At 54.0% G+C, this 12,862-nt stretch carries 15 protein-coding genes; 2 read left to right on the forward strand and 13 right to left on the reverse strand.

What is annotated here, in order from left to right:
- The 9 genes from SPG90_RS18775 to fkpA all read right to left on the reverse strand — a co-directional run.
- Window positions 1–711: elongation factor Tu (locus SPG90_RS18775; protein WP_322408271.1), on the reverse strand; the 711-nt coding region annotated here is incomplete at its 3' end.
- Between the two features lie 69 nt (window positions 712–780).
- Window positions 781–2,895, reverse strand: a complete 2,115-nt coding sequence (fusA, locus tag SPG90_RS18780; RefSeq protein WP_008503004.1) for an elongation factor G — start codon at window positions 2,893–2,895, stop codon at window positions 781–783.
- Window positions 2,896–2,991: 96 nt separating this feature from the next.
- Window positions 2,992–3,462: a 30S ribosomal protein S7 gene (rpsG, locus tag SPG90_RS18785; RefSeq protein ID WP_004106370.1), complete on the reverse strand. Its 471-nt coding sequence runs from the start codon at window positions 3,460–3,462 to the stop codon at window positions 2,992–2,994.
- A 96-nt stretch (window positions 3,463–3,558) separates the two neighbouring features.
- Window positions 3,559–3,933, reverse strand: a complete 375-nt coding sequence (gene rpsL / locus SPG90_RS18790; RefSeq protein ID WP_000246815.1) for a 30S ribosomal protein S12 — start codon at window positions 3,931–3,933, stop codon at window positions 3,559–3,561.
- A gap of 124 nt (window positions 3,934–4,057) precedes the next feature.
- Window positions 4,058–4,345, reverse strand: coding sequence for a sulfurtransferase complex subunit TusB (gene tusB, locus SPG90_RS18795; protein ID WP_023309457.1), 288 nt, complete (start codon window positions 4,343–4,345; stop codon window positions 4,058–4,060).
- A 7-nt stretch (window positions 4,346–4,352) separates the two neighbouring features.
- Complete coding sequence (tusC, locus tag SPG90_RS18800; RefSeq protein ID WP_045357598.1) at window positions 4,353–4,712, reverse strand: sulfurtransferase complex subunit TusC; 360 nt, start codon at window positions 4,710–4,712, stop codon at window positions 4,353–4,355.
- Window positions 4,712–5,098 (reverse strand): sulfurtransferase complex subunit TusD, encoded by a 387-nt coding sequence (gene tusD, locus SPG90_RS18805; protein WP_023309459.1) that lies wholly within the window; start codon window positions 5,096–5,098, stop codon window positions 4,712–4,714. The genes tusC and tusD overlap by 1 nt, the downstream gene beginning before the upstream one ends.
- Window positions 5,098–5,820 (reverse strand): helix-turn-helix transcriptional regulator, encoded by a 723-nt coding sequence (locus tag SPG90_RS18810; protein WP_003861697.1) that lies wholly within the window; start codon window positions 5,818–5,820, stop codon window positions 5,098–5,100. Before SPG90_RS18810 ends, tusD begins: the two co-directional genes overlap by 1 nt.
- Window positions 5,821–5,987: 167 nt before the next feature.
- Window positions 5,988–6,806, reverse strand: coding sequence for an FKBP-type peptidyl-prolyl cis-trans isomerase (gene fkpA, locus SPG90_RS18815; protein ID WP_023309460.1), 819 nt, complete (start codon window positions 6,804–6,806; stop codon window positions 5,988–5,990).
- Window positions 6,807–7,044: 238 nt separating this feature from the next.
- Between fkpA and SPG90_RS18820 the strand changes: the two genes are divergently transcribed.
- Window positions 7,045–7,263: a protein SlyX gene (locus SPG90_RS18820; protein WP_023309461.1), complete on the forward strand. Its 219-nt coding sequence runs from the start codon at window positions 7,045–7,047 to the stop codon at window positions 7,261–7,263.
- 197 nt (window positions 7,264–7,460) lie between these two features.
- Here the strand turns inward: SPG90_RS18820 and slyD are convergent, their stop codons facing one another.
- The 4 genes from slyD to kefG form a co-directional block, all read right to left on the reverse strand.
- Window positions 7,461–8,051 carry a peptidylprolyl isomerase gene (gene slyD / locus SPG90_RS18825; protein ID WP_014833521.1) on the reverse strand — a complete coding sequence of 197 codons (591 nt, stop codon included), beginning with the start codon at window positions 8,049–8,051 and terminating at the stop codon, window positions 7,461–7,463.
- Between the two features lie 94 nt (window positions 8,052–8,145).
- Window positions 8,146–8,346 (reverse strand): YheV family putative zinc ribbon protein, encoded by a 201-nt coding sequence (locus SPG90_RS18830; RefSeq protein WP_033146793.1) that lies wholly within the window; start codon window positions 8,344–8,346, stop codon window positions 8,146–8,148.
- A gap of 13 nt (window positions 8,347–8,359) precedes the next feature.
- The gene (gene kefB / locus SPG90_RS18835; RefSeq protein ID WP_023309462.1) at window positions 8,360–10,165 is read right to left on the reverse strand and encodes a glutathione-regulated potassium-efflux system protein KefB; all 1,806 of its coding nucleotides are present in this window, start codon (window positions 10,163–10,165) and stop codon (window positions 8,360–8,362) included.
- A complete protein-coding gene (kefG, locus tag SPG90_RS18840; RefSeq protein WP_021242220.1) occupies window positions 10,165–10,719 on the reverse strand; it encodes a glutathione-regulated potassium-efflux system ancillary protein KefG in 555 nt (184 codons plus the stop codon). The genes kefB and kefG overlap by 1 nt, the downstream gene beginning before the upstream one ends.
- A gap of 135 nt (window positions 10,720–10,854) precedes the next feature.
- Here kefG and SPG90_RS18845 point away from each other — a divergent pair, with 135 nt between their 5' ends.
- The gene (locus tag SPG90_RS18845) at window positions 10,855–12,759 is read left to right on the forward strand and encodes an ABC transporter ATP-binding protein (protein WP_023309463.1); all 1,905 of its coding nucleotides are present in this window, start codon (window positions 10,855–10,857) and stop codon (window positions 12,757–12,759) included.
- Window positions 12,760–12,862 lie beyond the last annotated feature (103 nt).

Genomic DNA, 12,862 nt, shown 5'->3' on the forward strand with positions numbered 1-12,862 from the left:
GATGATACCGCGCTCTACACGACCGGTAACAACGGTACCACGACCGGAGATGGAGAATACGTCTTCGATTGGCAGCAGGAATGGCTTGTCAATCGCACGCTCTGGTTCTGGGATGTAGGAATCCAGGAAGCCAGCCAGTTCGATGATTTTCGCTTCCCACTCAGCTTCGCCTTCCAGCGCTTTCAGAGCAGAACCACGAACGATTGGGGTATCGTCGCCCGGGAAATCGTACTGAGACAGCAGTTCACGAACTTCCATCTCTACCAGTTCCAGCAGCTCTTCGTCATCAACCATGTCGCATTTGTTCAGGAACACGATGATGAAAGGAACGCCTACCTGACGACCCAGCAGGATGTGCTCACGAGTCTGAGGCATTGGGCCGTCAGTCGCAGCAACAACCAGGATCGCACCGTCCATCTGCGCAGCACCGGTGATCATGTTTTTAACATAGTCGGCGTGGCCTGGGCAGTCTACGTGTGCGTAGTGGCGAGTCGGGGTGTCATATTCAACGTGGGAAGTGTTGATGGTGATACCACGAGCTTTTTCTTCTGGTGCGTTATCGATCTGGTCGAATGCACGAGCAGAACCACCGTAGGTTTTAGCCAGAACGGTAGTGATTGCAGCAGTCAGGGTAGTTTTACCATGGTCAACGTGGCCGATAGTACCAACGTTGACGTGCGGTTTTGTACGTTCAAATTTTTCTTTAGACACGGCTATATTCCTTACTATAGTGCTCTCCCCTGTGGAGAGAGCACGGGACTTAGGTTTTAATCCTGTGGATTACTTACCACGGGCTTCAATAACGGCCTGAGCAACGTTGTTAGGCGCATCATCATACTTCAGGAATTCCATGGTGTATGATGCACGACCTTTGGTCAGAGAACGCAGCTGAGTTGCATATCCGAACATTTCAGACAGCGGAACTTCAGCGTGGATCTTAACGCCAGTTACTTCGGATTCCTGACCACGCAGCATACCGCGACGACGGCTCAAGTCACCGATAACGTCACCGGTGTTCTCTTCAGGAGTTTCTACTTCAACCTTCATGATTGGCTCAAGCAGAACTGGTTTTGCTTTCTTAAAGCCTTCTTTAAAGGCAATAGACGCAGCCAGTTTAAACGCCAGTTCAGAGGAGTCAACGTCGTGGTAAGAACCGAAGTGCAGACGAACACCCATATCAACAACCGGATAGCCAGCCAGAGGGCCCGCTTTCAGCTGTTCCTGGATGCCTTTATCAACGGCTGGGATGTATTCGCCAGGAATTACACCACCTTTGATGTCGTTGATGAACTCGTAACCTTTCGGGTTAGAGCCCGGCTCCAGTGGGTACATGTCGATCACAACGTGACCGTACTGACCGCGACCACCAGACTGCTTAGCGTGCTTACCTTCAATGTCGGTAACTTTCGCGCGAATCGCTTCGCGGTAAGCAACCTGAGGTTTACCCACGTTCGCTTCAACGTTGAATTCACGCTTCATACGGTCAACGATGATGTCCAGGTGCAGTTCACCCATACCAGCGATGATGGTCTGGTTAGATTCTTCATCAGTCCATACGCGGAATGATGGGTCTTCTTTCGCCAGACGGCCCAGAGCCAGACCCATTTTTTCCTGGTCAGCTTTGGTTTTTGGTTCAACTGCGATGGAGATTACCGGCTCAGGGAATTCCATACGCTCCAGAATGATCGGGTGATCCGGGTCACACAGGGTGTCACCAGTGGTCACGTCTTTCAGACCGATAGCTGCAGCGATGTCGCCCGCACGAACTTCTTTGATCTCTTCACGTTTGTTAGCGTGCATCTGTACGATACGGCCAAAACGTTCACGCGCCGCTTTCACGGAGTTCAGGATGGTGTCACCGGAGTTAACCACACCAGAGTAAACGCGGAAGAAGGTCAGGTTACCCACGAATGGGTCGGTAGCAATTTTGAACGCCAGTGCAGAGAATGGCTCTTCGTCGCTTGCGTGACGCTCAGCCGGAGTATCTTTACCGTCGTCCAGGATGCCGTTGATCGCAGGAACGTCAACCGGGGATGGCAGGTAGTCAACTACCGCATCCAGCATCGCCTGAACACCTTTGTTCTTGAACGCAGAACCACAGGTTACCAGGATGATTTCGTTGTTCAGAACGCGCTGACGCAGAGCTTTTTTGATCTCTTCTTCAGTCAGTTCTTCACCACCCAGGTATTTCTCCATCAGCTCTTCAGAAGCTTCAGCAGCGGATTCGATCAGGTTCTGGTGCCATTCGTCAGCCAGGTCCTGCATTGCAGCTGGGATATCTTCGTATTCGAAGGTAACGCCCTGGTCTGCATCGTTCCAGTTGATGGCTTTCATTTTCACCAGGTCGATAACGCCGGTGAAGCCTTCTTCAGCACCAATTGCCAGCTGCAGCGGAACAGGGTTCGCGCCCAGACGGGTTTTGATCTGGCCAACAACTTTCAGGAAGTTAGCACCCATACGGTCCATTTTGTTAACGAACGCGATGCGTGGAACTTTATATTTGTTCGCCTGACGCCATACGGTTTCAGACTGTGGCTGAACACCACCAACTGCGCAATAAACCATTACCGCGCCGTCAAGAACACGCATGGAACGTTCTACTTCGATGGTGAAGTCAACGTGCCCTGGGGTGTCGATGATGTTTACGCGATGCGGTTCGTACTGCTTAGCCATACCTGACCAGAATGCAGTAGTCGCTGCGGAGGTGATAGTGATACCACGCTCCTGCTCCTGTTCCATCCAGTCCATGGTGGCTGCGCCGTCATGAACTTCACCGATTTTGTGGTTTACACCGGTGTAGAACAGAATACGTTCGGTAGTAGTGGTTTTACCGGCGTCGATGTGCGCACTGATACCGATGTTACGGTAGCGTGCGATGGGTGTTGTACGAGCCATTTGATTCCTCGTTTATATCTTTAGGCGTTCAGTTAAGTTACCCAGAGCGGGCGGCTTCTCTGAAGCGCCCGCCTGGTGACTAATACTCCGAAGGGATTACCAACGGTAGTGTGCGAACGCCTTGTTGGCTTCTGCCATACGGTGAACGTCTTCACGTTTCTTAACTGCAGTACCTTTGTTGTCTGCAGCATCAGAAAGTTCGTTCGCCAGACGCAGAGCCATGGATTTATCACCGCGTTTACGAGCAGCTTCAACGATCCAACGCATTGCCAGAGCATTACGACGAACCGGACGAACTTCAACTGGAACCTGATAAGTAGAACCACCAACGCGGCGGGACTTAACTTCTACGGTTGGGCGAACGTTGTCGAGAGCGACTTCGAAAGCTTCCAGTTCATTTTTACCAGAACGCTGAGCCAGGGTCTCAAGCGCGCTGTATACGATTGCTTCTGCAGTAGATTTTTTACCATCTACCATCAGGATATTTACAAATTTTGCCAGCAGTTCTGATCCGAATTTCGGATCTGGAAGAATTTTACGCTGACCAATGACGCGACGACGTGGCATGGGAATACTCCGTTGTTAATTCAGGATTGTCCAAAACTCAAAGAGTTTAGTTTGACATTAAGATAAATCAGTTTGGCCTTACTTAACGGAGAACCATTAAGCCTTAGGACGCTTCACGCCGTACTTGGAGCGAGCCTGCTTACGGTCTTTAACACCTGAGCAGTCGAGCGCACCACGAACGGTGTGGTAACGAACACCCGGAAGGTCTTTAACACGACCGCCACGGATCAGGATCACGGAGTGTTCCTGCAGGTTGTGACCTTCACCACCGATGTAGGAAGTCACTTCGAAACCGTTAGTCAAACGCACACGGCATACTTTACGCAGTGCGGAGTTTGGTTTTTTAGGAGTGGTGGTATATACACGAGTACATACACCACGTTTCTGCGGGCAGGCTTCCAGCGCAGGCACGTTGCTCTTTGCAACTTTGCGTGCGCGTGGTTTGCGTACCAGCTGGTTAACTGTTGCCATTAAATAGCTCCTGGTTTTAGCTTTTGCTTCGTAAACACGTAATAAAACGACCTCATACAATATGAGGACGCGAAATTTTAGGGCTACGTCGAAAAGGTGTCAAGAAATATACAGCGATCTCAAATCACCAGTTCATTTGACTGGCGTGCGTCACAGTAAGATTGACGAAATCAGTATAGCCAACCACGTCAATTTTGGTTGAAATTTGACCAGAAAGACCCCGCGCATCCAGATCGTCCTTCAGCGCAGAGACTGTTATGGGGGCATTCGTGAGAATTTCAACGAAACGACTGCCTTCCAGTGCGGCAAGCACGCCATCCTGAATCAGCAGCAGATCATCACCTTCGCGCAGCATACTCAGTAACGCGTCGATATCACATTGCCACGGTGAATGGCTCAGAGTATGGAGCATGTCAGCCTCAGAAAGTCAGAACGGTGTCGTAGTGGGAAAGGTGTTCGCGCAATGCAGCAGAAGACATGACTGTCACATCCAGCACGAAAGGCGTTGCCTCGTTTAAACCGCGCGCGGCCAGGGAGTCGGCACAGACATAGAAGGTTTCGATATCGTAAAGCGGTAACACTTTGAACGTTGCGATGTAATCACGCGCCAGAATGGCCTGAGGCTGTTGCCCCGCCAGAAGCTGAAATACGCCGTCGCCCAAAAAGAAGACACCGATATCTTCGGTCAATGCTGAGGTCGCGAGCAGCGCATCCAGCCCTTCTCTGCCTGACGCATTGCCGTGCGGTGCGGAGGAAAAAACAAACGCGACACGCTTCATCAGAATTGCACCACTCTGTCGCAGGTCAATGCCGCCTGTGCCAGTGCACCCAGGCCACTCAACGAAAAGCCGGGCTGCAGGTTAGAACCCGATAAACCAAGACGCGCGGCTTCGGTTGCATCGGTCACGCCGCGGCGCAGTGCCGCCGCCACGCAGATGTGCAGTTCTACGCCCTGCTTTTCGTTTAATGCCTGCCAGGAACGCACCAGATCGAACTCGTCGCTCGCCGGTGACGTAAACTGATTCGCGTTATACACCCCTTCCCGATAGAAGAAGACGCTCGCCAGCTCGTGTCCGGCCGCCAGTAGCGCATGCGCAAACTGCAGCGCGCTGCTGGCCTGCTGAGTACCGTACGCCGGGCCTGTCACCATTAACGCAAAACGCATTACTTGTCTTGTCCCAGGAAATCGCCGCTTTTGAACTGGCGAATGTAGAGGTAGACCGTGTGCTTGGAGATGTTCAGACGATCGGCCACCTGGTTGATGGCGTCTTTAATATCAAAAATCCCTTTTTCATAAAGATTGAGCACGATCTGACGATTCTTGGCGTTGTTCGAGACGTTGCGATCGGCATTCACCTCTTCAATCGTAAACTCAAGCGTCTGCGTCACCAGATCTTCAACAGAGGAGGCAAAGTTAACAGAAGAGCCAACATCCGGCGTTTCTGGTGGAATAAAGGTGCTCATGATTTGCGAGAATGGCACATCAAGGTTCATGTTGATGCACAGCAGCCCAATAACACGATGCTCGCGGTTTCGAATCGCGATGGTTTCTGATTTCATCAGCACGCCGCTTTTGGCGCGGGTGAAATAGCATTTGGAGACGCTGCTGTCCGCGCCGGTCATGTCATGCAGCATACGCAATGCAAGGTCGGTAATTGGCGAACCAATTTTACGGCCAGTATGCTCACCATTCGCAATGCGGATGGCGGAACACTTCAGATCTTGCAGGGAGTGCAATACGATTTCGCAGTGGGAGCCAATGAGCATCGCTAACCCGTCCACTACCGCTTCGTAGGATTTCAGAATATCGAAGTCGGTCTGATCGAAAGGACGTTGATCCAGCAAATCAAGTTCACTGGTTTCGTTGGTTAAAAGCGACCTGGACATGAAAAAAACACTCCTTTTCAGGAGCCTGTCGTTAGGTTTTCAGGGCAGGCTCATTATCTACACGGACAACTAAATTAATACAGCGTGCGTAGCGCTTTCCAGTGTTAATTATATCTGCCCCACAATAAAAAAACCGCCGCCTTAAAGGCGGCGGTTTTTTTTCAACATTACTTCTTAGCAGCAGCGGCTTTATCGTCAGCCGGTGCGTCTGCTTTCGCATCCGCTTTCGGTGCCGGTTTGATATCCAGCAGCTCTACGTCAAAGACCAGCGTAGAGTTAGCAGGGATACCCGGAACGCCGGTTTTGCCATAGGCCAGATCCGGTGGGATAACCATCTTGATCTTGCCGCCTTTCTTGATGTTTTTCAGGCCTTCAGTCCAGCCCGGGATCACACCATCCAGACGGAAGGAGAGCGGCTCACCGCGGGTGTAAGAGTTATCGAACTCTTTACCGTCGATCAGCGTACCTTTGTAGTTCACAACAACGGTGTCGCTGTCTTTAGGCGCATCGCCGGTGCCTTCTTTCTCAACTTTGTACACCAGGCCAGTAGAAGAGGTTTTCACACCTTTCTCTTTGGCAAAGGTGTCGCGGTAGGCTTTACCTTTCGCTTCGTTGTCTTTAGCGTCCGCGTCCATCTTGGTCTGCGCGGCACCCTTCACGCGCGCTTCGAACGCCTGCAGAGTCTGTTCAATTTCCTGGTCAGACAGCTTGCTCTTATCAGCAAATGCGTCCTGAACGCCCGCGATCAGCTGAGCTTTATCCAGTTTGATGCCCAGTTTCTCTTGTTCTTTCAGAGAGTTTTCCATGTAGCGACCCAGAGATGCGCCCAGTGCGTAGGCGGATTTCTGGTCGTCATTTTTGAACGCCGCTTTGCTGTCTGCAGTGGCAGCAGGCTTCGCAGCAGTATCAGCAGCGAATGACAGCGGCGCGTTCAGCGCAACAGCCATCGTCGTCGCCAGCAGCGTTACTTTAAACAGTGATTTCATCCATATCTCCAGGGCCTGGGGACTCTCACCCCAGCGTTAAACGTAAATGAGTTACGTACTATAAAACGTTGCGGAAGAAATCTACAGACAGACACTTCCAATTCTCGCCACTTTTCAGACTATTTTTGTTTAAATAAGTTTCCTGCCAAAGGGATGCAGACTGTACTTAAGGATAAACTCAGTTAAACTGCGCCGCCGCAGGGCCATTATGGCGAATCTGAAACAAACGAGGTGAATGATGAAGGATACAGCAATAGAAGCGAGAATGGCTGAGCTGGAAAGCCGCCTGGCTTTTCAGGACATCACCATCGAAGAGCTAAACCAGACCGTGACCGCACATGAGCTCGAAATGGCAAAACTGCGGGATCATATGCGCCTGCTGACGGAAAAGCTGAAGGCTACACAGCCGTCAAACATTGCCTCTCAGTCAGAAGAGACGCCACCTCCTCATTATTGAGGCGTAAAAAAAGCGGGATAATCCCGCTTTTTTTGTGCCCGGTGGCGCGAAGCTTACCGGGCCTACATACCAAATACCCTATGGATTTCGAGTCGCAGGAAGGCGGCAAGCTTGAAAATCCCCGGGAGCATAGATAACTATGTGACAGGGGTTTGAAAGCGCAGCCAACGCACCTGCGACTTGAAAGACGACGGGTATTAGTGGCAGCCGCAGCCGCCGTTACCGCAACCACCTTTACCGTGGTCGTGACCATGGTCGTGATCGTGGCCGTGACCACCGCAGCAGCCGTCGTGGCCGTGATCGTGATCATGGTCGTGACCGTGTGCACCGTGAACGTGGCCATGAGCCAGCTCTTCTTCGGTCGCTTCACGGATCGCAACAACTTCTACGTTGAACTTCAGGTTCTGGCCAGCCAGCATGTGGTTACCGTCAACCACGACGTGGTCATCTTCCACTTCGGTGATTTCAACAGGAACCGGACCCTGGTCAGTTTCAGCCAGGAAGCGCATGCCAACCTGCAGTTCGTCAACGCCCATGAACACGTCTTTAGGAACGCGCTGAACCAGATTGTCGTCATACTGACCGTAAGCGTCGTTCGCGCCTACAGCAACGTCAAATTTGTCGCCAACTTCATGACCTTCCAGCGCGTTTTCCAGGCCAGAAATCAGGGAACCGTGACCATGCAGGTAGTCAAGCGGCGCACTCACCGGAGACTCATCAACCAACACACCGTCTTCTGTACGTACCTGATAGGCCAGGCTGACCACCAGGTCTTTTGCTACTTTCATGATATCTCCTGAGCGTGGGAAAATTGCTGGCGCAGATTGTAGCGGAAATCTGCACCCGTGTACCCTTTAGCTTAAAAAAACTCAGGGCATATCGCTAGTCCGGATGAAAAATCCCGATAACTTGCTCTTCTTTGCGAACGTGATCGCGGGCCTCTTTATCGGCCTCACGCATCTGGTGACCGCACTTAACACACTCAACAACATCAACATTATTTTCCCGCCACATCGCCAGGGTATCTTGCGCCTGGCAGGTCGGGCATTTTGCACCCGCGATAAAGCGTTTACGTACAGCCATCTTTCGTTACCCTTTATTCAAATTCATCCCAGCCATCAAGCTGGCGTCGTTCCTGTTGCATCTCTCGCTGGAAGATCTCCTCCAGCTCGCGACGCGCTTCCCGCACGCGGGAGATCTGCGCCGTATCGGTATGTACCGGCATCAGCTCGCGCAACATCCGCATATCCAGCCGGCGGAAGTGCATCTGGGCGCGCTGCGCCTGATGCGGATGCATGCCGAGCGAGATCAGCGCCTTACGGCCCAGCTCCAGCGCACTGGAGAACGTCTCACGGGAGAAGTGTTTCACACCCGCCTGCAACAATTCGTGAGCTTCAACACGTCCCCGCGCACGCGCCAGAATATGCAGATGCGGGAAATGCTGCTGGCACAGCTCCACCAGCTTCATCGTGTCTTCCGGATCGTTACAGGTAATTACGATGGACTCTGCCGCTTCGGCCCCCGCCGAGCGCAGCAGCTCGAGCTGGGTCGCGTCGCCATAGTAAACCTTGTAGCCATATTTACGCATCAGGTTGACCGCGCTGATATCCCGCTCCAGTACCGTAATGCGCATTTTGTTCGCCATCAGCAAACGCCCGATAACCTGTCCGAAACGGCCAAAGCCCACCACAATCACCTGCGGCTTGTCGTCTTCCACCCACGGCGCTTCGTCTTCATCGTCAGTTGGATTCAGGCGACGCGACAGCAGTTTATCCACCAGCTTCATCAGCAGCGGCGTGGTCATCATAGACAGCGTGACCGTCACCAGCAAAAGCGCCATCTGATCGTCTTTAAACAGCTTCTGGGAAGATGCGGTGGAGAACAGCACAAACGCGAACTCGCCTCCCTGGCTCAACACGCTGGCAAACTGCATGCGTTCCGAACTGCGCAGCCCGTAGATACGTGACATCACGTACAGCACCAGCATCTTCACCGCCACCAGGATGGCGACGCTCACGACCACCCACAGCAGATGGGTATAGAGCACACCGAGGTTAAGCGCCATCCCGACCGAAATAAAGAACAGGCCTAACAGCAGCCCTTTGAAGGGATCGATGGCAATTTCCAGCTCGTGACGATACTCGCTCTCCGCCAGCAGCACCCCGGCGATAAAGGTCCCGAGCGCCATCGACAGCCCCAGCGCGTCCATAAACAACGCCGATCCCAGCACCAGCAGCAGCGTCGCGGCGGTAAACACCTCGCGAACGCCAGACGCGGCAATAAAGCGGAACACGGGACGCAGCAGGAAACGACCGCCAATCAGCATGCCCGCGAAGGCCAACACCTTCATGGCGATTTTAGCCCAGTCGAAGTGATCGTCTCCGGACCCCGCCAGCAGCGGCACCAGCGCCAGCGCCGGGATCACCGCCAAATCCTGGAACAGCAGCACCGAAAAGCCCAACTGACCGGCTTCGTTGCGATTCATCCCTTTGTCGCGCATCAGCTGCAGCGCCATTGCCGTCGACGACATCGCAAGGCCGATTCCGCCTATCACCGCCGCTTGCCAGGAGAAATTCGTCAGCATTAACAGGCCACCCAGAATCGCGGCGCTGAACAACACCTGCGCGGCGCCCACGCCAAAGATAGAGCGTCTAAGCTGCCACAATTTCGAAGGATTCAGCTCAAGGCCGATGATGAACATCAGGAACACCACGCCCAGCTCGGAGAAATGGAGAATCTCATCGACATCGCTGATGAATCCCAGCCCCCAGGGGCCAATCGCGATCCCCGCCAGCAGATACCCCAGCACCGCGCCGATACCAATCCGTGCAGCAAGCGGCACCGCGACGACGGCCGCAAATAAAAACAGCACCCCGGCGAGGAGCAAATTCGATCCTTCCATTAACGACCTCCTGCCGGAATGGGTGACGCCAGCCATTCACCATAGGCTCTGGCGTGGCTTGCCAGCTCTTTCGGATCCTGACGCCGCGCCCAGTAGACAATAATCGGGCTCATCCAGTGCATACGGCACATGGCCGCCGTCAGCTCGAATGGCCGCAGGATGTCGCTCATCGGATAACGGTTCAGCCCGTCGTGGCGGTAAGCGCTTTCGGGTTCACCGGTCGTAATCACGCTACGCCAGTACTTTCCCGCCAGCTGGTTGCCCCCCACCCCGCTGGAGAAGCCCCGGCTCAGCACTCGGTCCAGCCACTCTTTCAGCAGCGCCGGACAGCTATAGGTATAAAGCGGATGCTGGAACACAATCACGTCATGCTGACGCAGCAGTTCCTGCTCGTAAGGGATATCAATAAAGAAATCAGGATAGTGCGCGTAGAGATCGTGCACCGTTACGTTACTAAGCTGTGTGGCCGGCTTAAGCAGCACCCGGTTTGCCACCGAGTCCTGAGATTCCGGATGGGCATACAGCAGCAGCACTTTTGCTGTCTGAGACATCATTCCCCTCCCGGTCTTGTTTCTGTTTTTGTGTATCGTCGCTGTTTTGGGCTACCATGGCGGCCCGGTGCGGAAAATGGCCCACACCTTACATTATCATAATGACAAATTAACATAGTCGGAACATACGGCGCTTCTATGATTGTTTTCTCCTCGTTACAAATTCGTCGCGGCGTGCGCGTCCTGCTGGATAACGCCACTGCTACCATCAACCCGGGCCAAAAAGTGGGTCTGGTCGGCAAAAACGGCTGCGGTAAATCCACCCTGCTGGCGCTGCTGAAAAACGAGATTAGCGCGGATGGCGGTAACTTTACCTTCCCGGGGAACTGGCAGCTCGCCTGGGTAAACCAGGAGACGCCGGCGCTGAGCGAACCGGCACTCGACTATGTTATCGACGGCGACCGTGAATACCGCAAGCTCGAAGCGGAACTTCATGCTGCTAACGAGCGCAACGACGGCCACGCCATCGCCACCGTTCACGGCAAGCTGGACGCCATCGACGCGTGGACCATTCGCTCCCGCGCCTCCAGCCTGCTGCACGGCCTGGGCTTCAGCAACGAACAGCTGGAACGCCCGGTCAGCGACTTCTCCGGCGGCTGGCGTATGCGTCTTAACCTGGCGCAGGCGCTGATCTGCCGCTCTGACCTGCTGTTGCTTGACGAACCGACCAACCACCTCGATCTCGATGCGGTTATTTGGCTGGAGAAGTGGCTCAAGAGCTATCAGGGCACTCTGATTCTGATCTCCCACGACCGCGACTTCCTTGACCCGGTAGTGGATAAAATCATTCATATCGAACAGCAAACGATGTTCGAGTACACCGGCAACTACAGCTCCTTCGAGCGCCAGCGCGCGACGCGTCTCGCCCAGCAGCAGTCCATGTACGAAAGCCAGCAGCAGCGCGTGGCGCACCTGCAGAGCTTTGTGGATCGCTTTAAGGCCAAAGCCTCAAAAGCCAAGCAGGCCCAGAGCCGCATCAAGATGCTGGAACGTATGGAGATGATCGCCCCGGCGCACGTGGATAACCCGTTCCACTTCAGCTTCCGCGAGCCGGAAAGCCTGCCTAACCCACTGCTGAAGATGGAGAAAGTCAGCGCGGGCTATGCCGACCGCATTATTCTCGATTCCATCAAGCTCAACCTGGTGCCGGGTTCACGCATTGGCCTGCTGGGGCGTAACGGCGCCGGTAAATCGACGCTGATCAAACTGCTGGCGGGCGAGCTTAACCCGGTCAGCGGCGAAATCGGCCTCGCGAAGGGCATCAAGCTGGGTTACTTCGCCCAGCATCAGCTGGAATTTTTACGCGCGGATGAATCGCCGATTCAGCACCTCGCGCGTCTGGCGCCGCAGGAGATGGAGCAGAAGCTGCGCGACTATCTCGGCGGCTTTGGCTTCCAGGGCGATAAGGTGACTGAAAACACCGAGCGCTTCTCCGGCGGCGAAAAGGCCCGCCTGGTGCTGGCGCTGATCGTCTGGCAGCGCCCGAACCTGCTGCTGCTCGATGAACCGACCAACCATCTGGATCTCGACATGCGCCAGGCGCTGACCGAAGCGCTGATCGAGTTCGAAGGCGCGCTAGTTGTGGTTTCGCACGACCGTCACCTGATCCGCTCCACCACGGACGATCTCTATTTAGTGCACGGCGGCAAAGTTGAACCGTTCGACGGCGATCTGGAAGACTACCAGCAGTGGCTGACGGACGTGCAGAAGCAGGAAAACCAGCCGGAAGAGTCAGCGAAAGACAACGCCAACAGCGCGCAGGCGCGTAAAGACCAGAAGCGCCGTGAAGCGGAGCTTCGCACCCAGACGCAGCCGCTGCGTAAAGAGATTACCCGTCTCGAAAAAGAGATGGAAAAACTCAACGCCACGCTGGCTGTCGTTGAAGAGAAGCTTGGCGATAGCGGCCTGTATGACCAGAGCCGCAAAGCGGAGCTGACCGACTGCCTGCAAACCCAGGCGAAGACCAAATCCAGTCTCGAAGAGTGCGAGATGGCGTGGCTCGACGCGCAGGAACAGCTGGAAGCGATGCTGCAGGCTGACTGACCTGTTTACCCCGTTTGAAGAACAGAATCCGTACCGGGTTCGGAAATCCAGCTTAAACGGGGTACAATTCGGAAAGTCTCGTAAATTTCCGACAAGAATCAGC

Origin of the sequence: Enterobacter sp. D2 (assembly GCF_034427575.1) — a bacterium.
Taxonomy (GTDB): domain Bacteria; phylum Pseudomonadota; class Gammaproteobacteria; order Enterobacterales; family Enterobacteriaceae; genus Enterobacter; species Enterobacter cloacae_M.

Excerpts from the sequence above, each read along its gene's own strand:
- fkpA (WP_023309460.1), bottom strand. The coding sequence starts at position 6,806 with ATGAAATCACTGTTTAAAGTAACGCTGCTGGCGACGACGATGGCTGTT.
- rpsG (WP_004106370.1), bottom strand. The coding sequence starts at position 3,462 with ATGCCACGTCGTCGCGTCATTGGTCAGCGTAAAATTCTTCCAGATCCG.
- fusA (WP_008503004.1), bottom strand. The coding sequence starts at position 2,895 with ATGGCTCGTACAACACCCATCGCACGCTACCGTAACATCGGTATCAGT.
- rpsL (WP_000246815.1), bottom strand. The coding sequence starts at position 3,933 with ATGGCAACAGTTAACCAGCTGGTACGCAAACCACGCGCACGCAAAGTT.
- SPG90_RS18845 (WP_023309463.1), top strand. The coding sequence starts at position 10,855 with ATGATTGTTTTCTCCTCGTTACAAATTCGTCGCGGCGTGCGCGTCCTG.
- SPG90_RS18810 (WP_003861697.1), bottom strand. The coding sequence starts at position 5,820 with ATGTCCAGGTCGCTTTTAACCAACGAAACCAGTGAACTTGATTTGCTG.
- kefG (WP_021242220.1), bottom strand. The coding sequence starts at position 10,719 with ATGATGTCTCAGACAGCAAAAGTGCTGCTGCTGTATGCCCATCCGGAA.
- SPG90_RS18820 (WP_023309461.1), top strand. The coding sequence starts at position 7,045 with ATGAAGGATACAGCAATAGAAGCGAGAATGGCTGAGCTGGAAAGCCGC.
- tusD (WP_023309459.1), bottom strand. The coding sequence starts at position 5,098 with ATGCGTTTTGCGTTAATGGTGACAGGCCCGGCGTACGGTACTCAGCAG.
- tusC (WP_045357598.1), bottom strand. The coding sequence starts at position 4,712 with ATGAAGCGTGTCGCGTTTGTTTTTTCCTCCGCACCGCACGGCAATGCG.
- tusB (WP_023309457.1), bottom strand. The coding sequence starts at position 4,345 with ATGCTCCATACTCTGAGCCATTCACCGTGGCAATGTGATATCGACGCG.
- kefB (WP_023309462.1), bottom strand. The coding sequence starts at position 10,165 with ATGGAAGGATCGAATTTGCTCCTCGCCGGGGTGCTGTTTTTATTTGCG.
- slyD (WP_014833521.1), bottom strand. The coding sequence starts at position 8,051 with ATGAAAGTAGCAAAAGACCTGGTGGTCAGCCTGGCCTATCAGGTACGT.
- SPG90_RS18830 (WP_033146793.1), bottom strand. The coding sequence starts at position 8,346 with ATGGCTGTACGTAAACGCTTTATCGCGGGTGCAAAATGCCCGACCTGC.